At 54.4% G+C, this 22,986-nt stretch carries 11 protein-coding genes; 5 read left to right on the top strand and 6 right to left on the bottom strand.

Going from position 1 to position 22,986, the window contains the following annotated elements:
* Nucleotides 1-127 precede the first annotated feature (127 nt).
* Nucleotides 128-3,673 carry an RCC1 domain-containing protein gene (locus tag MRX98_RS06515; RefSeq protein WP_246904088.1) on the bottom strand — a complete coding sequence of 1,182 codons (3,546 nt, stop codon included), beginning with the start codon at nt 3,671-3,673 and terminating at the stop codon, nt 128-130.
* Nucleotides 3,674-3,894: 221 nt separating this feature from the next.
* Nucleotides 3,895-8,550: an InlB B-repeat-containing protein gene (locus MRX98_RS06520; RefSeq protein ID WP_246904090.1), complete on the bottom strand. Its 4,656-nt coding sequence runs from the start codon at nt 8,548-8,550 to the stop codon at nt 3,895-3,897.
* A gap of 735 nt (nt 8,551-9,285) precedes the next feature.
* On the opposite strand from MRX98_RS06520, the gene MRX98_RS06525 reads away from it, so the two are divergent.
* A complete protein-coding gene (locus MRX98_RS06525; protein ID WP_246904091.1) occupies nt 9,286-10,575 on the top strand; it encodes a hypothetical protein in 1,290 nt (429 codons plus the stop codon).
* 557 nt (nt 10,576-11,132) lie between these two features.
* Here the strand turns inward: MRX98_RS06525 and rsmA are convergent.
* Nucleotides 11,133-11,984, bottom strand: a complete 852-nt coding sequence (rsmA, locus tag MRX98_RS06530) for a 16S rRNA (adenine(1518)-N(6)/adenine(1519)-N(6))-dimethyltransferase RsmA (protein WP_246904093.1) — start codon at nt 11,982-11,984, stop codon at nt 11,133-11,135.
* A 121-nt stretch (nt 11,985-12,105) separates the two neighbouring features.
* On the opposite strand from rsmA, the gene MRX98_RS06535 reads away from it, so the two are divergent.
* From MRX98_RS06535 to MRX98_RS06550, 4 genes are all read left to right on the top strand, one after another.
* The gene (locus MRX98_RS06535; protein ID WP_246904094.1) at nt 12,106-12,480 is read left to right on the top strand and encodes a hypothetical protein; all 375 of its coding nucleotides are present in this window, start codon (nt 12,106-12,108) and stop codon (nt 12,478-12,480) included.
* A 46-nt stretch (nt 12,481-12,526) separates the two neighbouring features.
* On the top strand, nt 12,527-15,514 hold the full coding sequence (locus tag MRX98_RS06540) for an insulinase family protein (protein ID WP_246904095.1): 2,988 nt from the start codon (nt 12,527-12,529) through the stop codon (nt 15,512-15,514).
* 94 nt (nt 15,515-15,608) lie between these two features.
* Entirely contained in the window at nt 15,609-17,966 is a 2,358-nt protein-coding gene (locus tag MRX98_RS06545) for an efflux RND transporter permease subunit (protein ID WP_246904096.1), read from the top strand.
* A gap of 150 nt (nt 17,967-18,116) precedes the next feature.
* Nucleotides 18,117-20,309 (top strand): polyprenyl synthetase family protein, encoded by a 2,193-nt coding sequence (locus MRX98_RS06550; RefSeq protein ID WP_246904098.1) that lies wholly within the window; start codon nt 18,117-18,119, stop codon nt 20,307-20,309.
* A gap of 83 nt (nt 20,310-20,392) precedes the next feature.
* On the opposite strand, the gene MRX98_RS06555 is transcribed toward MRX98_RS06550, so the two are convergent.
* From MRX98_RS06555 to MRX98_RS06565, 3 genes are all read right to left on the bottom strand, one after another.
* Nucleotides 20,393-20,656 carry an anti-sigma factor family protein gene (locus MRX98_RS06555; protein WP_246904100.1) on the bottom strand — a complete coding sequence of 88 codons (264 nt, stop codon included), beginning with the start codon at nt 20,654-20,656 and terminating at the stop codon, nt 20,393-20,395.
* Nucleotides 20,649-21,260 (bottom strand): RNA polymerase sigma factor, encoded by a 612-nt coding sequence (locus MRX98_RS06560; protein ID WP_246904102.1) that lies wholly within the window; start codon nt 21,258-21,260, stop codon nt 20,649-20,651. The genes MRX98_RS06555 and MRX98_RS06560 overlap by 8 nt, the downstream gene beginning before the upstream one ends.
* A gap of 253 nt (nt 21,261-21,513) precedes the next feature.
* Nucleotides 21,514-22,896, bottom strand: coding sequence for a sigma-54-dependent transcriptional regulator (locus tag MRX98_RS06565; protein WP_246904104.1), 1,383 nt, complete (start codon nt 22,894-22,896; stop codon nt 21,514-21,516).
* Nucleotides 22,897-22,986 lie beyond the last annotated feature (90 nt).

Consider the following 22,986-nt stretch of genomic DNA (forward strand, 5'->3'; position numbering starts at 1 on the left):
CCTCCCAAGGCCTTGTTTCTTTATATCCCAACCAATTACGTTGTTTTAGGTTAACACGAGAGATATTGATATTGAATGTCCAAGTATGCCACGTATATCTTCTATAGTCTCCCATAACAAGTTTCTTTCAATCCAGCTCAGAAGAAGAAATAGTTTTAACAGACAAAACGGAAGCATTTCCCGTAGGGAACACCAATATTTTTCCATAAGCGACCTGACCATCTTTAGATGAAACGGCTTGCAGGAAGCCGGACGGACCGCCCTCGATATTCGAAGAATACCAATTATTCATGCTCCCGCTACCGTCATCTAACGCAATATAGTCGTAGCCAAATGGTCGCGGTGCATAGTAGTAATCAAAATTTGTTTCCATCCATACCATTGTAAATTCATCAATTGGAATATCAACATCAACAGATTGTTTCGCGTTGTATATCAATTCGAATTCCTCAAAGGGTGGTGGCCCATTTATGAAATTTGTATAAGGTATCCCTCTGTACCCGTAAACATTGAAGTGTGCTTCAGATTCAGGCAGCAACGGGAACTCGCCACCACCCTCGCCACCATCGTTGAATCCGGACACCTGAACCGGTGTTAAACGATCTGTGGTTGTCCCGTCGCCAAGCTGGCCATAATTATTTCGACCCCAGGACCAAAAGGTACTATTAATACTGCGTGCAAGACTATGAAGTCCTCCGGCAGCAATCATTTCTATTCCATGGAGTCCAGGCACGCGAACCGGTGTAAATCTGTCGGTAGTTGTACCATCTCCAAGTTGTCCGTAGTTGTTTAAACCCCATGCCCATACTGTGCCGTCATCTTTTAGAGCAAGACTGTGAGCACCTCCAGCAGAAAGACTGACTATACCATTAAGCCCTTGCACCTTAACAGGCTTGGCATTGTCATTCGTTGTACCGTCTCCAAGTTGCCCATAGATGTTCGCACCCCATGCCCATACCGTACCGTCATCTTTAAGGGCAAGACTGTGATCGGCTCCGGCAACAATGCTGATGACACCACTAAGATCTAAAACCTGAACCGGAGTAGGTCGATTAGTGAATGTCCCATCTCCAAGCTGACCACTATCATTACGGCCCCAAGACCAGACGTTGCCAAATTGAAGGGCTAGACCATGATATCCACCCGCGGCAATGCTGCGAATCTGAGAGTTAAACAATACCCGAGTCGGGACTGTGCGGCTGGAGGTTGTGCCATCCCCAAGTTGCCCATAGTCATTGGAACCCCAAGCGTAAACTGCAGAGTTCTCCAGAGCATAACTGTGATAAAAACCTGCGGCTATACGAGATGCCTTGGTTAGTTCTGACACCTGAATCGGGACTGTGCTGGTCGTGCGGTTGGTAGAAATTCCATCTCCAAGTGGCCCCCGACCCCAAGCCCATACCGTTCCGTCGCTTTTAAGGACAAGGCTGTGCAACAGGCCGGCGGACACGCTGATTCCTCCATCAAAACCTTCAATCTCTATAGGCGTAGAGCTGTCGGTCAGTGTCCCATCTCCAAAAGTACCCTCATTAGCACCCCAGGCCCATAACATTCCGTCGTTCTCAAGAATAAGATTTTGATAAAAGGCGCTTGCTGCATCAATGTGTTCGAATGTCAAAAAATGTATCCGGCACAGACTATCTGTTATGATCGGTGATCTATAAATGTTTCCAACCCATGAACCACTGCCACCGCAATCCGTAATAACTTTTGCGCCAATCAAGGGCGAGTTGGCGTCAAAGGAAAATGTTGCTGTGTTGCCGCAGTCCACGGCGTGGCGTTCATAAACACCAAGATTATTTGATGTAGTTTCAACAAAACATTGTCTTGGCGTGGACAATTCGAATGTGAAACTCACGGAACATGGTTCGGTAATTACCGGCGTTGTATAAGTATCGCCAGACCAGGAACCGCCAGGACCGCAGTTAGTTGTTGCCGGACCGCGCTCATAGCCTGCGTTGGGGCTTACGGTAAATGTTGTCATTGAGCCGTTGTTTACCGTCCGGCTATTTGGCGATACGCTGCCGCCTGTGCCTGCGCTTGCCGTAACAATAATATCGCCCTTTTTAAAAACGAAAGTCACCGAACAGCTATTTTCAATAACCGGAGTAGTATAAACGTTACCTGACCATGATCCACCGCTTCCACAATTAGTTTCAACACTATCAATTGAAAAACCATTTTCAGGCATTATGTGAAAAGTTGTCACCGTCCCTTGCTGCACTGACCTGCTCGAAGGTGTCACACTTCCACCGCTGGTCGAATTGGTCGTGACAATATGAAGAGCGTTATTGCCAATGGAGTAAGATGCTGTGCTTACTTCTGAGATATCATGGCCGGAATATGCAATTGCCCTAAAGACCGTATCTGCGTTGACCATAATCGGCGTACGATAAGTGAAACCATTTGTGATCGTTGGTATACTTCCGTCAGCTGTATATCTTATGATTGCCCCTGGTGTTGCGGTTGAAATAGATACATATTGTGCCGTTGAATATAGGCCTGGCGGCGGGTGATATTCGGGAGGGGCAACAAAAAGATCTGAAGTTGTGTTAACCAGTGAATAAATAGATGTAATTTTAGTACCATTCGAAGCCCAAATACGAAAACCGTCAAAAAGAAGGCTGGTCCCTTGATGACTTTGGCCATGATGGGGCTCCTTGTTTATGCTCAAAAAATCATATACCTTTGGAGCTTCTGAATGCCTAACATCATAAAGTATCACATCATAGCTTCTACTATATTCTCCAAAATCGCTATTATAAATACCGCCACCCACCACCAAGAAGCCATTAGAAGCGGCGAAGCCGCCGATCCCCTCGATATGACTCTTAACTTCTCCAACCTTCCTCGCAACCCCTGAATTGTCAAGCCGATATATTTCGATTGGTGATTTATAGTGCCCATTTATGTAAAATCTATCGGAATCCGTTTCTAATCTACATCCCGAACATGTGATGTAGTCGACCATTTTAAAATCAGAGCTGGAATTAATATCATAAATACCCACTCCGTTAGCGTGGTTGACGACCAGATATCGCGCATCAACAACGCCTCCCTCTTTCTCGGTTTTGTAAGCCTCATCGATTTCGCTCGAATATACAACAAATAGATTTGAACAGTCTGAAATATTGACAACATTGAGGCCTTTAGTACCGATAATATAAAGAAGGTCGTTCTTAACTTCCATAAACTGTACGTGCCCACAAGTCGAGAGTGGAATACTATCGAGCTTGATATAGTTTGTTTCAGATGAAACATCGAAAACTGATATTTCATTATCTGATGACATGGCAAATAAATAGCGGCCATGGATTGCAAACGCGTTTAAATTGGTAGTGTTCAAATCAATCTTGTAATATAGCTTTCCGGTGTCCTTGTTAAGTACAGAAAGACCGATATATTCACCTACACGCGGCCTACGCTCTAATCCATAAATACGGCCGCTGGAAATCTGAGCCTGCGAATAATCAAGCCATACAAGATCTAAAGTAATGTCATTTAGATGATCAATTTTCCCGTAACGAGAATAATTGAATTGCTCGGCACCCTCGCCACCGCCGCCCCCCCCACCTCCACCACAACCTAACACAACAAACCCAAAGAAAAGGCAGATCAGAAGAATAGGTAAAACATCATATGATCTTTTGGTCCTGCATTTTATTTTCAACATAGAAATTAAACCCCATTATAGAGCTCTTCAGATTAATACCTGTTTCCTTGCCACGTAAATAGGTACCGAATTATCATTTTAATTCATCGTGCTGGTTCTGATCTCCGACCCAAGCAATAGCAATATTGAGCATTTTCCGTGTCCAATACTTGCGAAAACTCTCCTGAAGCGACACTTACTTTTACACGCTTATACACAAAGCCCAAGGACATACCACCGAACTATCGAACTAGAATATTTCCAACGCGTATCTGGGCAGACTGACCATACTTAATGGGACCCCGTTGGATTTCGCCAATATAAACTCTGTCAAATTCTTTCACATCAATTTCAAGGTTGGAAGAATCAACAAATACACTACCATCTTGTCGGAAAATTCTAATACTCATGCTTCCACTGACTTGATCCTTCGATATGACAACATCATACCACTCATTGATTACTGGGATAGTTGGGCTTAGGAATTCGGTGCCACTTTCTGTACGTAACGTGAACTTTTTAATAACATTGTCCGACCAGTTAATGGTGAAGCTTAGTGAATATAAATCACCACCAACGGGAAAATTCGTGCTTGAGCTGACAAAATATAGACCGGGATAATGGCCCCAGTCTGGCTTAACTGGATTAATTGAAAATTCAATATAGAACCCATCCGACTCTTTAACAGGTTCAAAAACAGGGCCTTCTGATAGGCAATACCACTCCGTCGTATTGTCAACCACATGAGCGAAATAACTTCCATTATCCCAGCCCAAATTGCAGACAGACGACATCCCTTCTGAGAAATGGAGTGCATACTCTGGATCAGTGTTAAAATTTTCTTGGAACCTAATCTGGCTATTCGAATCCGTTCGGACCCAATTGTATGTTGCTGCACTGTTGTAGAAATTCCCGGCTACTGAAAATGCGTTGTTGCTTGCATTGGCAGATAGGGTCCCCGTGCACAAACCTTGGTTGTTGGCGTAGGCATCGAAATATCGATTGATTTCATTGTATGACCAGTTTCCATTTCCCGAATAATAATAATTGACGGATGGATCCACCTCCGTATAGGCAAAAGTTCCATTGCTGGACAAGGTTACATCGATGTAATATGTGCTTGTATCATAGGCACTATCAGTGATGGTGATTCGCCAACTACCGGCAAGGTTTTCCTCAGTGATTGGTGTGCTACTACTACCGTCTACATTAAATGTCGCCGTGACGCTGCGCGCCTGATTCATTGTAACTTGGCAAGTGCCTGATCCGGAGCATTCACCGCCCCAGCCAGCGAATGTTGACCCGCTCGCCGCGTCCGCAGACAAGGAAACCGACTGACCGCCGGCAAATGAAGCGCCGCATGTTGAACCGCAGCTAATCCCCGCCGGGTTGCTGGTGACCGTGCCCTGGCCGGAACCGGATTTGCTGACTTGCAGCGTGTGTGTGGTCGATGATGCGACAAAATCGAAGTTTACCGAACATCCTGACGTGATGGTCCCGGTGGTGTAGGTATTTCCGCTCCATGAACCGGCCGGACAGCTACCGGTTGCATTCCCGCGGGTGTACCCGGAATTGGGGGTCACCGTGAATATTGTTGCCGATCCGTGGTTAACTGTGCGCGAAGTCGGGGAAACCGAGCCACCTGTTCCCGCCGTGGCGGTAACGGTGTGCTGTGCTACGCCCGCTGTGTATGCAGAATATAGATTGGCGCCGCTGAAGTCGGCAAAAGCATGAATCATGACATACCAATACCCGGACTGAGGATTCTGTACGATGATGTGTTTACTACGATCATTACTAACCACTTTGAAGTCGGAATTTTTCGTAGTCGGACGGGTGCCATGTCTAAGGTACAAATCCGCGTTCCTAGGAGAGTCAGCGCCAGGTGTGTGCCATATAGATATTTCCAACTTTGACGAGTTTGCCGGAACGAAAAACTGGTAATAAAATTTCTCATCTTTCCGGCCACTTATGTCATTAATTGTTCCGTGGTTTGTTAGCGTTCTGTCCGACCCGCCGCCTGCTTGTACAAAGCTGAAAAACACCGAACAGTCAGATGTAATTTGCTTTGTTGTATAGGTATTGCCGGACCAGGACCCGGAGCCACCTGCACAATTTGTTGAAACAGTATTGCTCCGATTGTAACCGCTTGCGGCAATGACCGTAAAGGCTGCTGTCTGTCTGTTGCTGACCGTTTGTGTTGACGATGATGTTACAGATCCGCCCGTGCCTGCGTTCGCACTGACGGTGTACGAAGGTGCTCTCATTGTATAATTTGCGCTTGCGACTTGCGATATGGCTGTGTCATCATAAGCAACTGCCTGGACAACGGTGTTTGTTGTAACTGAAAACGGTTCAGTGTAGATGGTTCCGTTTGTGCGTGAAGGTATGCTGCCATTGGTTGTATAGCGGATCGTCGCGCCGGGTCTCGATAGATCTACGACCAGCGCGCTGGTATATTCGCCCGCGCTTGGGCTGATCATAGGTGCACTGACAAAAGCATTATCGGGAATATCGCACCGATTTGCTCTGTCAGAAAAAGCGTCGACCCAACGCTTCACTGCCCGAAGATCCTGGTAGGTCTGATTGGGAATCAGAACGTCTACTCCCGAATATTGCTCCTGAAACCAGCGACCGCCATTCGAACCATAATATCCTCCGTTTAATGCATTTTTTGGGGCATTTTGTATTTGAAGGCGGGTGACGTTTATGCGATTTGTATCATTGAATGCTTTGAAATATTTATTGATAACATTCTGACTTTGTTGATTAAGCAATGCGATCACTTTTAGACCATTCGACCCTAATACGACCTCGTGGCCGGCATCTACAAGACGATTGTATAATTCTATATGTTCCCGGTTAGCTGAACCAAGGCACTCTTTCGATAACGCAGCCAGTTCGCCAGAGACATACTGCTCATCTGCAGGAAGCTTGGGGGATCTGGCAAGCAGGAGCAGCTTTTCCGCTTCCGCATAACGTGACATTTCTTGAAATACGGAACATCTTTCGGAATCGGTCATCTGTGCGGCCAGGATCGTATTTTCAATATTGCGAAATCTGGTTTCTATGTCCCCTTGGCTTAAATGGATCATTTCGTAGGCCGCCGAGGGCAACCAAAAACCAAATCCGTGTCCGTCATCGATTAGAAGGCGAGAATCGAGATATGGTTCATAATTCCCGCTACCCAACTCGTTTCTAAATTCCTCTATGAGGGCCATTTTTTCGATGCCGTTTACAGGCATAACGTTTGCTATTTTTAGCGCGACAACGATTACCTTTTCACGAAGATTTTCATACTCGATTCTTGCATCTACCGAGCTAGACAAGGCTCCATAGCGAAATGAAATGCCTGCCAGTTGATTCAGGTTTTCTTCGTCCGCCCCGATTTCCATAAAGGACGCGAGCGCCCGGCTTGTAAATTTGGTAAAATACTCGATGATTTCATCATTTTCTGAAAGGCCGGCTTGCGCATCACCCTTGGGGGCTGGAACCATTGACATTCTTTTGATTCTATCATCGTCATCAATATAATCGATAATAAAATTCTTTATGAATTCAAATGATTCCTTTGTGTTGACCATGAGTTCTTCCACATAGAAGGTCATGCCCAAATTGTAATTGCCATTGGGCCTAATTGCCAGGAAGGTAGGCGACAAACTGCTAAGTGAAAAGGACGCCACCCCTTCAACCGGCGCAGAGGTGTCCGGATAGACATAGCGCGCTTCTTTCCCGGCTGGATCAATGTGAATCAGAATAACATCATCTGCGCTTTGGCCATCGGCAAGATTGTATGTGATGGTAACCGGTTCGTTCGGTTCACGTCCAAGGTTAACGTCATAACCCTTAAGCACGCCAACCGGCAAACCGGAAGGCAGTTGTGTCATTTCGTGAATTGTAACGTGCGCACCATCTTCAAAAGCATCATATGGAATATCAAGGCTAAGATCCGGCGCTGTGATGGTGAATTCGCCTTGCGGAATGGTCCGGGAAAATACCTCTCTGGATTCGGTAACCAAAACAGGCAATGAAACCGTGACCGCTGAGACGCCCTTGCCTGCAAGGCTCAATGTAACATCACCAGTGGCCGGACCACCGGCGTCGACCACAACATCATTGCTGGAAACTGTCGCACCTTGAAGTCCGGTTCTCTCAACGATGGACAAGGAATAGCCTGCGAGCGGTCCAGTTCGTGGCAAAGATAATGTTGTCGATTCGCTCGCTTTAAAAATTGCTGGCCAACGAATGAATATGTATTCCCCAAGAAGATTTGCTCGACTTTGAGCGAGGCTGATTGGCGAACGATCATAGTAGGCGGAGCGAATACTTGCGGCAAAACGATCCACATTTGGATACCCGGTCGGCTGCGGATGTCCATTTCCGCCGACAGATATCATGTCGTCGAGGTATGCCGCTGATATATCCTGGCCGTCTGCCTCTGCAAAGATCAAAAGCGCTTCCGTATAGTTGCTAATAGCGCAAAGATTAGAGGTATAGCGGTCTCCTTCGCTACGGATGTCATCGGCTGATACGAATGAGCGTATGACAAGGTTGTTGACCGGACTTTCGGCGCTCAATACCAGATTATCATCCGCTGCCAGTGCGCTGGCTGTGATCTCCGCCTCCCAATAACCATTGGAATCAGTATTCGCCGTTGCCAATATCTGCGAGGTCTCTGCTGAAAGGACACTTACTTTTGAGTTGGACACGCCGGTGTCCATGATTACGGAACCATATATGGTTATTGTTCTGGCTTCTTCTCCACCGCCACCGCCACTACCACCATCTCCGCCGCCACCGCCACTACAACCAGACAATGTCACCGCTGCCGTGAGGAAAAAAATCAAGTAAATCAGAACACAACAAAGGGCGTTTACCTTTCCATTCAATTTCATCATAATCCGTACTTCTCCCTTTACAAAGGTTGTCCCTCAGATATCGTAGCGTTTACAGCTTCCTCGGTGTCGGCAATGATAGTCCGCTCGTTTTCTATCAATCCCTTGGCTTTCCGAGCCTGTCTTAGTATGGGTTCAATATTTCCGACATTGTTCAACGTATATTGCAAATCACACAAGCATGGATAGTACCCGAATGGGTACCGTCCCTTTTTACACCACTCTTCATGGGCGAAAACAGCGGGCGGTAAATCTTCTGCATCTTATGCAATAGGGCCACCAAACTGCTCAAAGGAAATAATCACTCAACGCCGGAGTTCAAACCAAATAGCTCAAAGCACCCCATGGGCCCATGAGCAGCTCATCAATAGTTTTTCGATTTGATTTTTACATGGTGCCCTAATGTTATCCCTTGGCGGAAGTCCCTTTCGTTTTGGTTCGTTTTCCGTTATTGCTGCCATTAACCTTTGGTACAGGACTCACGATACGATAGCACCACATACACTATTTTCCTCGAATCTCTAAAGTTACAATCTGATTTGCCGATAAGCAAAAATAACGCCTATCTTTAAGAACACATGGCAGAAGGTTCCAAAATCGAGATTTTTGCAAATCGCAATCGCACAATTACAGACCATTACAACACTTTTCCGAGTCCTGCTAATTGATATTTGAAACCGCAAAGGCAATGTATAACTACCAACTACCCATCATATTATCTTGAGGAGGAGAAAAGAAATGCTCAAACAACAATGTCCTTCATCATTTTTCCTTCGTGTGTTTTTGTCACTTATTATGATTATTATGCCTGCAATTTATGGTTGTGGAGGAGGTGGAAGTGTTGAATCGTTCAATAACAATAATGAAAGTGAGCTGCAAATTCTCAGTGATCATTTTTTTGCAACCACAACAACCGATAGTTCTGGAAAAGCCGTTCTGGACACATTTTCCTTTAATAAGGATATTGAATTGGAGGTTACAGATGAGCAGGGACATCCACTCTCAGAAATTGCTGTAGAGTATGAGCAAAATGAAGGTGTTGCTACAATAGCTGTATATGATCCGCAAGCCATCTATGCCCCTTTAATTTACGCGGTGGATCTTATTAATTCCGACCAATGGATTGTTAATAATGGCGGTCCTGCATTTGTAGTAGTATCTGGCCCAATATTGGTGGTTGGTTGCGCGTTAGCGCTTTACACAGGTTATAAAGCAGGTGATGCTCTCTATGAGCTAACAGATTTTATAATAGAAAATGTAAGTGAGGTTGACTATACCAAAACAACTATTCGTTGCACCGTTGGAGAATTAGCTTCTCAGATCCCTAATGTTGTTACATTGGCAAATCTTCCATTCGCTGTTTCAAGTAATGTTGCATTTGTTTCAACCGGAGGTTTATCTTTAGGAATAAAGAAACTCACTGTGCGAAAAGCGATTACACTTAATTTAATAGACACTGCAAATGAATCAATTATGATGCATTTGATCGGCTATTTATCGGAGATGGTTGGCAGACAAGTGGGAGAGAATGAATTGATTGAAATATCAATATTTCATTTTGCCTTCTTATTTTATGGTTCCAACGGCCTTATATCGATTGATTTTGTCAATACAGATGACCCTGTTCCGCCAATCGAACCACCAGACCCCGACCCATCTCAAATGTCAGATTTTGTCGGGACATGGACCGGGAACCTGGCATTCAACAGTAACTATGACAATGATACCCGTCCCATGCGAATCGAATTAGCCATATGGAATAACCAATTAGAAGGGGTACTCATTAACCAATCAAGGCCCCAAGACCAAAATGCATTAGTCGGTTACGTTCAAAATGGTGTTTTCTACTTTAATATGCTTGTTAGCCAATCAGATAGCAACAACCCTGATTGTGCGGGTTGGGATATTGGAGGGACGCTAAGATTGGATACTGAAAAAACAGCGATGACATTCGATGCAGCAGGTTATGTGTGCGGTCCTGGTCAAATTACTTGGGGTACACTTAATGGAGTAATGAATCAACAATAGCATTTTCATTAAAACTTGTGCCAGCGTCGGTTTTGCTTTGCAAACCACCTTTCGCTGGGGGTAACTAAACGCTGCTATACAAGCACACGTGGTGCGGGGGGATCGTGATGGAGCCCCCGCACCACGTCCTCAGCGTAAGGCTTATAGTCCTGAGGTCAGCAAAAGATAGCAGCCCCCAAGGGACCGGGATTCCCCCCTGGAAGCTACAAATGGGAATGATGATGAAAAAATAGGCTTCAAATCCCATCTATCACGTCAACTGCCACGCCGCCACAACACCTCAATGTCCAACTGATGGGCCATTCGGATGGCGGTTCTTAATTTCCTGGCTGCGGGCCAGATAGACATCGAAAGCCTGCTGGCCGCCACTATTTTGTCTTTCGACAGCCTCTATCTGTTGAGGCGGAAGAGGCTATGGGCTGACGTATCATAATGCCGAATCCGGCGGGCGCATGGCATGCAGGCGATGGGTGACACGCCACCGGATGATTCCCCATCAGCGGTTCTCGATCAGGCGTCTTCTTGGTAGCAGGCGGCATTTGGCCGAGCGATCCTTTTCAGGTGGCCAAATGGCCCTCCAGCACATCGGTCAGAGCGACAAACTCGGCCACGGTGAGGGTTTCGGCGCGGCGGCGGGGATCGATGCGGGCGGTTTGCAGCACTTGCAGGGCGGCGGCATTGTCCAGGGGCAGCAGGCCGCCGGCCAGGGCGTTGCGCAGGGTTTTGCGGCGTTGGCCGAAGGCGGCCTGGACCACCTGTTCGAGCAGGGCTTCGTCGCCCACCGGGGGATGGATGGCGGTTTTGAAGTCGATAGCCAGGACCACGGAATCCACTTTGGGTTTGGGAAAGAACAGCTCCGGCCTGACGGTGCGCAGCACGGTGATGTCGGCGCAGTATTGGAGCATGACCGAGAGGCGGCCGTAGGTTTTGCTGCCCGGCGGCGCGCAGAGGCGGTCGCCCAGTTCTTTCTGGAACATCAGAATGGCCCGGCGCACGGCCCGGCGTTCGTGGATCAGCTTGACCAGGACCTGGGAAGAGATGTTGTAGGGCAGGTTGCCCATGACGGTGAGGGGTTGACCCATCTCGTCGGCCAGTCGGGGCAGGTCCAGGGTGAAGATGTTCTGCTCGAGCACGGTCACCTGTTCGAGGCCGTTGGCCAGCAGTTCGGCACGCAGCAGGGGCGCCAGTTGGGTGTCCTTTTCCACGGCAATGATGCGGCCGGCGCGGCGGGCGGCGGCGATGGTCAGGGCGCCCAGGCCGGCGCCGATTTCCAGCACCGCTTCATCAGGGCCGATGCCGGCCAGATCGACGATTTGGGCGGCCAGAGTGGGTTCGGTGAGAAAGTTCTGGCCCAATTCCTTGCGGGCGAGCAGGTTCCAGGCTTTGAGCAGGGTGCGTGGCGATGTCATGGCTTGGGGCCGCCTTTTCCTTGACTTTTGATGCACAATTCATTAGCTATCAGCTTATATGCCTGATAGTTATCAAAATATCAACTGCAACGGAAACGCAACGGGCAAGACGGAGCGCGGCATGGCCAAGAAGAAGGGCAAATCGGTCAGTTTCGATGCGATGGTGAAATTTTTCATGAACAGTTACAGCATTCCCACCAAGCGGGATGTGGAGCGCATCATCGAGCGATTGGACCGGGTGGAACGGGCCCTGACGGCCTTGAGCACCAGCCGCAGCCGGCGCAATGCCGAGGCCCGCAAGGCCGAGCGGGCGGCGACGGTCACCGCAGCCGACATCGTGCTGGATGTGATCGGCCGCTATCCGGATGGGGTGGGGTTTGCCGAGATTCAGTTGCAGACCGGCCACCCGGAGAAAAAGTTGCGCAATATTCTTTTCCGTTTGCATAAGCTGGGAAAGATCCAACGCAAGCGCCGCGGCGTCTATCTGCAGGCTTGACCTCCCCGCCTTGTGTTTTCCCTGAACCTGTAACGAAAGCAGCCCCATGACCCCGACCAACGACCGACCTTCGACCCCCGAGCTGACCGTGGGCCAGGAGATCCATGGCTATCGCGTCATTCGCATCACCCCGCTGCAGGCGATCGATGCGACCCTCTTTCTGCTGGATCACATGGCCACCGGCGCGCGGCATCTGCATATCGCCAAGGCCGACGCGGAGAACGCCTTCGGCGTGACCTTCAAGACGGTGCCCACCGATTCCACGGGGGTGGCCCACATCCTGGAACACACGGTGCTGTGCGGCTCGGAGAAGTATCCGGTGCGCGACCCGTTCTTCTCCATGCTCAAGCGCAGCCTGAGCACCTTCATGAACGCCTTCACCGCGTCGGATTGGACCATGTATCCCTTCGCCACCCAGAACCGCAAGGACTTCTACAACTTGCTGGATGTCTATCTGGATGCGGCCTTTTTTCCGGTGATCGACGAATTGAGCTTCAAGCAGGAGGGCCACCGGCTGGAGTTGGAAGGGGAAGGCGAGCAACGGCAGCTGGTGTACAAGGGGGTGGTCTACAACGAGATGAAAGGGGCCATGTCCTCTCCCGACCAGGTGATGAGCCGCTCTTTGCTCAACGCCCTCTATCCGGACACCACCTACGGCAACAATTCGGGCGGCGATCCGGCGGTGATTCCCACCTTGACCCACGCCCAACTCAAGGCCTTTCACCGGCGCCACTACCACCCGAGCAACGCCTATTTCTACACCTATGGCGATCTGCCCCTGGTGGACCATTTGGCGGTGATCGCCGACAAGGTGATGGGCCGCTTCAGCCGCATCGATCCCAACACCGAGGTGGCGGGCCAGCCCCGCTGGAGCGCGCCGCGCACCGCGCGCTACACCTATCCCCTGGCCCCCACGGAGGACCCGGTCAAACACAGTCAGGCCGGCCTGGCCTGGCTGTTGTGCGACATCCGCGACACCTTCGAGGTGCTGGTGCTGGCGGTGATCGAACAGGTGCTGTTGGGCAATCCGGCCTCGCCGTTGCGCAAGGCGCTGATGGACTCGGGGCTGGGCAGCGCCCTGAGCGACGCCAGCGGCTTCGACGCCGACAACCGGGACACCCTTTTCGCCTGCGGCCTCAAGGATGTGGACGAAACCGATGCCGAGGCGGTGGAGCGGATCGTGTTGGACACCTTGACGCGATTGGCAACGGAAGGCATCGACCCGGAAATGACCACCTCGGCCATTCATCAGATCGAGTTCCACCGCAAGGAGGTGACCAACACCCCCTACCCTTACGGCCTCAAACTGCTGCTGATGAGCATCGGCAGTTGGCTGCACGGCGGCGATCCGGATCGCATCCTGCAGCTGGACGCCGATTTCGAACGGCTGCACCGCGAGATCGCCGCCGGCCCCTTTCTGGAAAAACGCATCCAAACCTATTTCCTGGACAACCCCCACCGGGTGCGCATGGTGCTGGCACCGGACCCGCAGCAGGCGGCCCGCGAACAGGAACAGGAGCGCCGGGAGTTGGCACAGCGCCTGGCGCAATTGGATGACGCGGCGCGGCGCAAGATCGAAGAAGATGCCCGACTGCTGCAACAGCGCCAGGAGAGTGAAGAGGATGTCAGCAGCCTGCCCACGCTGGCGCGCTCCGACATTCCCCCCGAGGTGCAAACCTGCGCCCCCACCGCCTTGGATGGCGAACTGCCCTTGTGGCACTATGCCCAGCCCACGTCGGGGATCTACTATCTGACCGGCGCCCTCGGCGCCGGCGCCGTCGAGGACGCACTGCTGCCCTGGGTGCCTTTTTTCTGCTACGCCTTCACCAAGATGGGCACCCGCAGCAGCGACTATGTGCAGATCGCCCGCCGCACCGACGCCGCCAGCGGCGGCCTGGGGCTCAGCGCCCAGGCGCGGGCAATCTACGGCCGCAGCGGCGCGTGCCTGCCCCTGGTGCAGCTCAGCGCCAAATGCCTAACGCGCAACATCGATCCCATGTACGGTATCGTGGAAGAGCTGATCGCCGAATTCAGCTGCCACGACCTGGCGCGTCTCAAGCAGTTGTTGGGAGAGTATCGCTCGGCCCTGGAAGCCATGATCGTACACAACGGCCACCGGCTGGCCATCTCCCTCTCCGCCCGCGGCTTCGGCACTGCCGGCGCCCTCGGCGAAACCTGGGGCGGCATCCACCAACTGCGCACCGTCCGCGAGACGGCCAAGGCGGCGGACGAGAAGGGATTGCGCGACCTGGCCGATAAACTGACGGCCATTGCCGGTTCCCTCTTTACGCCCGACAACCTGGTCATGGCCGCCGTCGGCGAAACCGAAGCGGTGGCCGCGGCCCGTTCGCGCACGCTGAGCGGTGCGACTCTGGCCGGATTCAAACGGCCGGCGCAGGATCTCACATTCGCCCTGCTGCCGCCGCAAACCGCGCCAAGGGCCTACCGGGAAGGCTGGAGCACCTCCAGCGCAGTGGCCTTCGTGGCCCTCACCGTGCCCACCGTCGCCCTGGGCCATCCCGACGCGCCGGTGCTCAGTGTGCTGAGCAAGCTGCTGCGCTCGGTCTACCTGCATCGCGAAATCCGGGAAAAGGGCGGCGCCTACGGCGGTTTCGCCCTCTACAATCCGGAAAGCGGCCTGTTCAGCATGGCCTCCTACCGCGATCCGCACATCGAACGCACCCTCCAGGTCTATGCCGGCGCCGCCGATTTTCTGCGCGCCGCCGGATTGACCGACGAGGACATCAAGGAAGCGCTGCTGCAGGTCTGCTCTGAAATCGACAAGCCCGATCCGCCCGGCGCCGCCGCCCGCAAAGCCTTCCTGCGCCGGGTGGTGGGCCTGGACGACGACACCCGCCAGGCCTTCAAACAGCAACTGCTCCAGGTGACCAAGGCAAAAGCCCTGGCCGCCGCCGACACCTATCTGACCCCCGGCCGCGCCCCGACCGGCACCGCCGTCATCGCCGGCCGCGACCACCTGGAAACAGCCAACCACCAGTTGACCGACAACCCCCTGACGCTACACACAATATAACCCAGTGAAGGTGCCCGGCCCCCGGGCACCTTCACCCAACCCAAAAAACCCAATAAACTCAACAAACTCTATAAACCCGAAAAACGCGACTCACTTGACACGACTGCTCAACGCCCTCATCGATCATCGCAAGATCTGCTTCTGGTGTGCCCTGGGGGCGACGGTGGTCTGGGTTTTTTTGGCATTGCGCCTGGAGATGGACCGCCGGTTCGACGCCTTGATCGACCTGGAGGCGCCCCAGTACCGGCGTTACGCCACCTATCTGGAACGCTTTGGTTCGGACCGGGTGATCATCGCGGCCCTCACCTCGGACAACGGCGCCGATCACCCGCCGGTGCTGGCGGGGTTGGCGCGCACGGCGGAGCGGTTGGCCCAAATACCCGATGTGGTGGCAGTGACCACCCTGCTGGACATGGCCACGGTGCAAAACGCCGGCGGCGGCATCACGCCGCGGCCGCTGGCGGCCGAAGGGCCGACGGGGCCGGTGCTGGATTACGAACTGCTGCAACGGATGCGCAGCACCTGGCCGGCGATCCATCAACTGATCTCCCTGGACGGCCGCACCCTGGGCGTCCTGATCCGTCTGCAACCCATCGACCGCCAGCAAGTGGCCACCACCGTGTTGCTGGAACAATTCCGCACCATCGTCGGCGAGGCCTTCGCGCCCCTTGCGGTGGAATTGCACATGAGCGGCGTGCCGGTCTTCCTGGAAGCGGTGAGCCGCTATAACGCCGCCCATGCCTGGCGTTTCATGCTGCTGTCGATGGTGGTGGGCTTGCTGGTGCAACTCTACATTTTTAAAGGCGTCCTTGTCCCCTTGGTGATTTTAACCATCTCCGGCACGGCCGTCCTTTGGGTCGTCGGCTTGATGGGGCTTCTGGGCATCACCTTGAACCCCGTATCCAGCATGGCCTTCGGCATGCTTCTGATCCTGACAGCCATGGCGGTGATCCACCTGGTCACCCACTATTACGACCGCTTGCGCGATACCGCCGATGGCGAAACGGCCCTGCGCGCGGCGGTGCACACCGTGGCTCGGCCCAGCCTGATGTGCGCCGTTACCACCGCCGCGGGCTTTGCCGCCATCACCCTGTGCACCATATCAGCCGTGCGCCAATTCGGCCTGATCATGGCCCTGGGCGCCATATTGGCCTTCGTCCTGGTCTACCTGCTGCTGCCTTTCCTGTTGTTGCGGCTGCCCGCCTTAACCCCCCGCGCCATCGCCCGCCGCGAGAGCGACTTGCTGGCCAGGATTCATGAAGGACTGGGCCGCCTGGTCCTGGCCCGTCCGGGCTTGTTCGTGGCCGGCGGCCTGCTGTTGCTGGTCCTGCTGTTCATGGGCATGCCGCGCATCACCGTGGACACCCGCTTCCTGAGCCTGTTTCACGACGAAGCGCCGGAGATGGTCAGCCACCGCCTGATAAAAGAGCGTTTGGCCGATCCGGACGCCATCCACGTGATGGTGGAAACCGATCCGGACCGACCCCTCAACGCCCAAGCGCTGCTGGCCATTCAAGGGTTGGAACAAGCGCTGTTGCAACTGCCCGGCGTGACGGCCGGCCACTCCTTTTTCCGCGTGCTGGAAACCTTCCACCAGGGGCTGTTCGGCATCGATGGCGGATCGCTGTACGACTCCCCATACCTATTTCAGGAGATGTATCGCCGGGCCCTGTCCCATCCCGACAGCCGGCGCCTGTTCGAAGGCAGTGTCGATTTCGACAGCCGCTGTTTCTGCATCTCCCTGTGGACAGAAGAGGAGAACGGCACGGATTTCGACCAACTGCTCCAGCGCATCGACGCCCTGGCCGATCAGCAGCTGCAAGGCGTAGGGCAGGTGTGGGTCACCGGCAGCCTGGCCCTGGCCCATGCCCAGTCCCAGCGGCTCATCGCCGCCCAGTCCCGCAGCCTGGCCCTGGCCCTGGTGCTCATCGCCCTGCTGTTGATAGTGCAATTCCGGTCGTGGCGCCTGGGGCTGTTGAGCCTGATTCCCAACCTCTTTCCCCTGGCCGCCCTCTTCGGCGCCATGGGCTGGCTGAGCATTCCGCTGGACAACATGACCATCATGGTGGCGGTGGTCTCCTTCGGCCTGTCGGTGGACGACACGGTCCACTACCTGACCCATCTCAAGACAGGACTGGGCCAAGGAACGCAGGCGGCGCCAATCCGGGCCGCCCTGGCCCATGCCTATCGGGTCAGCGCCAAGGCGCTGATCGCCACCTCGGCCATCATCGTGCTCTCCTTGCTGACCTTGGGTCTTTCACCCTTCAAACCGGCGGCCGCCTTCGGGCTGTTGGCCGCCCTGGCCGCCGCCGCGGCACTGGCCAGTGATATCCTGTTCATGCCGGCCCTGATCCTTTGGTCGCGACGGCTGCAAAACACCCTCCTGGCTGGATTTCGCACTTCATCGGTGTTAAAACGAAACGAAAGTGGATCCGGGCGTTCCTTATTTTAGGGGAACTTCCAGCCAAACGCACCATGATGGATCGCGCCGATGCAACTTTTGGGCGAACCATCGGGTGCAATGGCCGCCGGACGGATAACGCCTGCCACGCGCCTGCGGCCTTGTCCTTGCTTTATGGCGCCGATGGAGAGTCAACAAACCATGCCCGTTGAGCGAACCGCCGCCCATGCACCACCGGATTCCATGCCTTGTGAAGCGCCACATCCTGACACACCGCTGGAGTGGTGGTTTGTGCAAGGCTGGTTCGAAGGACGGCACACACCCCGGCGCCACTTTCTGTCGGTCCTGTTCAAAATCCAAGAAACATTGCCGGATGGCGCCGATACCACGGGTCATCTGCTGCTGACCTCGCACCTCGACCCCGCCACAAGGCGCCATCAATACCGCAGCGAAATCTGCCCGGCGGTGATCGACATCTTTCTGTCCAAGCTGGAATATCAGCAACGACACAACCTGGACGCCGACATCATCGCCATACTGGCCGATGAACTCCGCCGATACGGCCCTCCCCACCCGATCCGCCTGGAATCCGCGCCGGTGCATCACACCATCGACCGGCTGGATTGTTCATGGGGCGACACACGCATCCGGCAAACCGAAAATCGAATCCACCTCCTGTACCGCTCACCGGAAGATGAAGCGATCTGTTCTTTGCACTGCGAACCCGTTTCCCACCGTTTTTTTGTGTCCGCCGACAAAGCGCGCGATTTCAAGATGAACTATGCTTGCACACCCCGGCTGACGCTGGCCGGTTCGGTCGCCGGCCAGGCGGTGCACGGCGAGGCGTGGTTCGACCACCAATGGGGGGACCACGGCTTGCTCAACAGCGGCGCGGACAAAAAGCGGGTGCTGGGTTGGGAGTGGTTCGGCATCAATCTGGATGACGGCACGGACATCATGCTGTATGTCAGCCGTGACATGCAGGACAACACAACGACCCTGCAACAAGCTTTTGTTTCCGATGGGATTAACGGCCCCCGACTGTTGACGGACTTCGCGGCGCATGCCACCCGAACCTGGGAAAGCGGCACCACCCGTTGCCGTTACCCGCTGGATTGGGAGCTGCACCTGCCGATGCAGGCACTCCACCTCACCCTGACCCCGCTGGCGGATGACCAGGAAATCCCGTTGTTCGGCACCATGCGCACGGTTTGGGAAGGCGCCTGCCGCGTCACGGGATTTCGCGGCCGACAGCCGGTAGCCGGTCGTGCACGCCTGGAGCTGCACGGCTATGGGTACATCCACCGCTTTCAGACCTACCTGGACCGCTGGATCGAACACATCGACGACCTGATCAAGGCGTTTCTGCCTCCCGTGTTGGACCACGACAGCTGTGCCCGCTTCGTGGACCGCCCCGAGCCCGGTGAACCGGAGTTGCACACCACCATGCTGGCCGAACCGGTCTGGGACATGTTCAGTCGGGGCGGGAAACGGTGGCGCCCCATATTCGGTTTTCTGCTGCTCGAAGCCCTGGGTCGATCCCACAAACCCTTTGAACAACTCCTGGCGGCCACCTTCGAATTGAACCACCTGGGCTCTCTGATTATCGACGACATCGAAGACGACTCCCTGCTGCGGCGCAAGCGGCCTTCCATCCACCTGCAATACGGCCTCGACCTGGCCATCAACGCCGGCAACACCCTCTACATGCTGCCACTGTTGCTGCTGGAAAATCACCCGGCCCTCACGGTTGTCCAGAGGGAACAGATTTACCAAGTAATTATAAGGCATTATGTTAAGGCCCATTTCGGACAGGCCATGGACATCCACTGGTCCAAATTCATGTCCCGGGACCGTTTGGAGCACTGGCTGTCCGATGGCCTGGCGCACAAGGTGCTGCGCATGTATGCCGCCAAAACCGGCGCCTCGGTGGTGGGTGTGGCCCAAACCGCCTGCATCATCACCAATACGCAGGGTGAAGCGCGGCGCAAGTTGATGGCTTTTGCCGAAGCCTTCGGCGTGGCGTTTCAGATCCTGGACGATGTGCTCAACTTCAGTCCCTCGCACACCTGGACCAAGACCGTCGGCGAGGATCTTGCCGCGGGCAAACCCACCTACGTGATTATCCAGGCCCTGGAGCAGGTTCGGGGAGATGCGGGCACCCACCTGCGACGCCTGATGTGGGATGCTGATTTGCGGAGCGACGCGGCCGCGCTGGACAGGGGGATTGAGATCGTCCAGCATTCAGGCGTGCTGGAACAGTGCCGGGAGGAAGCCCGGGCCATGGTGCGCGGCAACTGGGAAGCGGTGGCCGATATCCTGCGCCCCTCCGAGGCCAAAACCATGCTGCGCCTGTTGTGCGCCAACCTGACCGATCTGACCTTCGTCAGCTAGGGGCTCGCGATACAATAAATTCGCATTTGAGGCGCCATGATTTGGGTCGGATTGGTTTGATCAAGTGCGCTGCTTACGCCCTGTCAGGGTTTGGCCAGGGTGCCGATCAGTTCCCGCAGCCGCCGCGACAAGGAGTCGGGCACCTGGGCTTTACCCGCCTGGCGGCACAGGGCAACGGTGCGCTGCAGCGTGGTCATGCACACTTTGCAGGCGTGGCAGCGCTCCAGATGGGCTTCGATCTCGCGGCACAGGCTGCCGTCCAGCTCGTTGTCCAGGTATTCGGACATGCGGGCGAACAGCTCCCGGCAGCGTGGATCCGGGTGGGTATGAACAGGATGTTCACTCATCGTCGTAATAGCTTTTCAAGCGGTCACGCAGAAAGAGGCGCGCACGGTGCAGGCGCACTTTCACGTTGGCCGGTGTCAGGTTCAAAATTTGCCCGCTCTCCTCGGTGGAGAACCCCTCGATATCCCTCAACACCAGAACCACCCGGTACTTGTCGGGCAATTCGAGGATGGCCGCCTCCAACCGGTGCCGCAACTCGTTGTTGAGCACCCGGTCCAACGGCAGCGCCGCCCAGGAGGGAACCGCCTGCTCCACGGCGGCTTCGTCGGCCGGCAAAAATTCATCCAGGGAGAGCTCCCGTTCGGGTGCGTATTTGGACTTGCGACGCTTCTTGATGCAGATGCTGGCGGCGATGCGATAGATCCAGTTCTTGAACTTGGTTTCATTGCGAAAACCATCCAGGTACCTGAATACATTTAAAAAGGTATCTTGAACAAGATCCTCCGCATCGCCGGCCACGCCGCACATTTTCATTCCGAAATTGTACAGGGCCCGCTCGTAGCGCCGGACCAGTTCGGGGAACACGGCCCTCGGATCGCTTCGGGCGGCCCTTAACAATTCGGCGTCGGGATCACTCTTTGTCGGGCAACGGTTCGCTTCGCTCATCTTGATCCTTGCGTGTCACCTGACACGCATCACGCATTCATGTCGAAATCCCCAATCGGGGCAGGATATAGATCTGCAACGCCAACCATCCCCCCAACACCACCAACAATATGATCAACTCTTTCATAGGGCCTCCTTTAAGGCTGTTCATGCCACACCTTTGAAGAGACGAGGGGCCGGTTTTGGTTACAGAACGGGGCCCGGGGTGACGCCCCCTTTGCACTGCAAATGCAAATGCATTGCTCGCGCGCCCTTATTGTCGCGCCCGCAGGCTGTGGGCATCGATTTCATATTTCTTGATCTTGTAGTGAATCGCCCGGCGGCTGATGCCGAGGAGCTTGGCCGCCTCCTTCTGAATACCGCCGGTCTGCTTCAGGGCACGAATGATGGCGCCCCGTTCGGTATCCTCCAGGGAAAAGGAGTCGTCGGCCGCCGGCGCCTCGGCGGTCACGGCAAGGGTAGGCAGTCCCGACTGATGCATATCCTCGGGCCGCAGCACATTGCCGCGGCACAGCACGATACCCGCCTCGATGGCGTTCTTGAGTTCGCGCACATTGCCCGGCCACGGATACTTGGTGATGTAATCGACGGTCTCCTTGGGCACCTGCACCGACGGCAGGCCGCTCTGGCACGCATAGGACTGCACGAAATGCTTGGCCAGCACCGGGATATCCTCGCGGCGCTCCCGCAGCGAGGGAATTTGCAGGGTGACGACCCGCAGCCGGTAATAGAGATCTTCGCGGAAATTGCCCTTTTTGATCTCCTGTACCAGATCCGCGTTGGTGGCCGCCAGCACCCGGCAATCGACGCTGTTCTCCTTCAGATCACCGATGCGGCGGATTTTGCGATCCTCGAGAAAACGGAGCAGGCGCACCTGCATATCGGAAGAGATGTTGCCGATTTCATCCAGAAAAAGGGTGCCCTTGTCGGCGGTATCGATCAGGCCGCGCTTGTCGCTGACCGCATGGGTGAAAGCGCCGCGCACATGCCCGAAAAGCTCGCTCTCCAGAAGGCCGGCCGGCGTGCTGCCGCAATCGACCACCACGAAGGGGTGCTTGTGGCGGGCGCTCAAACGATGGATCAAGCGGGCGATCCGCTCCTTGCCCACCCCGCTTTCGCCCAGGATCAGCACATTGACATCGCTTTGAGCCACCCGCTGCACCAGGGTGTACAGCTCTTTCATCTTGGGGCTGGCGGCGGCCTCCATGTCCCCGATCAAGGCATCCTCATCGCCGTTGCCGGCGGCGCGGGGCTGTTCGGAGAGCACTTGCCGCAATTTGTAGACCAGCTGACGCCCGTCGAAGGGCTTGGGCAGATAGTCCACGGCGCCCGCCTTGACCGCCTGCACCGCGTCGGCCACCGTGCTGAAAGCGGTCAAAAAGATGATCGGCAGCCCCGGTTGCAGATCGCGGGCTTTGGCCATCACCTCCATGCCGCTCATGCCGGGCATCTTCATGTCGGAGATCATCAAATCCACCCGGTTGTCCTTGAGCAGGCGCAGCGCCTCCTGCCCGCTTTCGGCCGTGAGGATGTTGAACCCGGACGATTGCAGGCGCGCTTCGAGCACCTGCAATACATGGGGATCGTCATCGACGATCAGAATTGAAGACGGTATTGGATTGGGCACTTGTGCCATATGGATAATTCCTCGGTCGGGCCGGCCATGGCGGTCCACCAATGGGGAATAACCCCACGGCCTTTGGTTGCCTGAAGCGATGTGGCCCGA

This window comes from Desulfatitalea alkaliphila (assembly GCF_022968795.1).
Lineage (GTDB): Bacteria > Desulfobacterota > Desulfobacteria > Desulfobacterales > Desulfosarcinaceae > Desulfatitalea > Desulfatitalea alkaliphila.

What these genes read in the sequence shown, in the direction of transcription:
- MRX98_RS06535 (WP_246904094.1), top strand. Translation starts at nt 12,106, where the DNA reads ATGGCCAAGAAGAAGGGCAAATCGGTCAGTTTCGATGCGATGGTGAAA.
- MRX98_RS06525 (WP_246904091.1), top strand. Translation starts at nt 9,286, where the DNA reads ATGCTCAAACAACAATGTCCTTCATCATTTTTCCTTCGTGTGTTTTTG.
- rsmA (WP_246904093.1), bottom strand. Translation starts at nt 11,984, where the DNA reads ATGACATCGCCACGCACCCTGCTCAAAGCCTGGAACCTGCTCGCCCGC.
- MRX98_RS06515 (WP_246904088.1), bottom strand. Translation starts at nt 3,673, where the DNA reads ATGTTGAAAATAAAATGCAGGACCAAAAGATCATATGATGTTTTACCT.
- MRX98_RS06565 (WP_246904104.1), bottom strand. Translation starts at nt 22,896, where the DNA reads ATGGCACAAGTGCCCAATCCAATACCGTCTTCAATTCTGATCGTCGAT.
- MRX98_RS06540 (WP_246904095.1), top strand. Translation starts at nt 12,527, where the DNA reads ATGACCCCGACCAACGACCGACCTTCGACCCCCGAGCTGACCGTGGGC.
- MRX98_RS06555 (WP_246904100.1), bottom strand. Translation starts at nt 20,656, where the DNA reads ATGAGTGAACATCCTGTTCATACCCACCCGGATCCACGCTGCCGGGAG.
- MRX98_RS06550 (WP_246904098.1), top strand. Translation starts at nt 18,117, where the DNA reads ATGCCCGTTGAGCGAACCGCCGCCCATGCACCACCGGATTCCATGCCT.
- MRX98_RS06560 (WP_246904102.1), bottom strand. Translation starts at nt 21,260, where the DNA reads ATGAGCGAAGCGAACCGTTGCCCGACAAAGAGTGATCCCGACGCCGAA.
- MRX98_RS06520 (WP_246904090.1), bottom strand. Translation starts at nt 8,550, where the DNA reads ATGATGAAATTGAATGGAAAGGTAAACGCCCTTTGTTGTGTTCTGATT.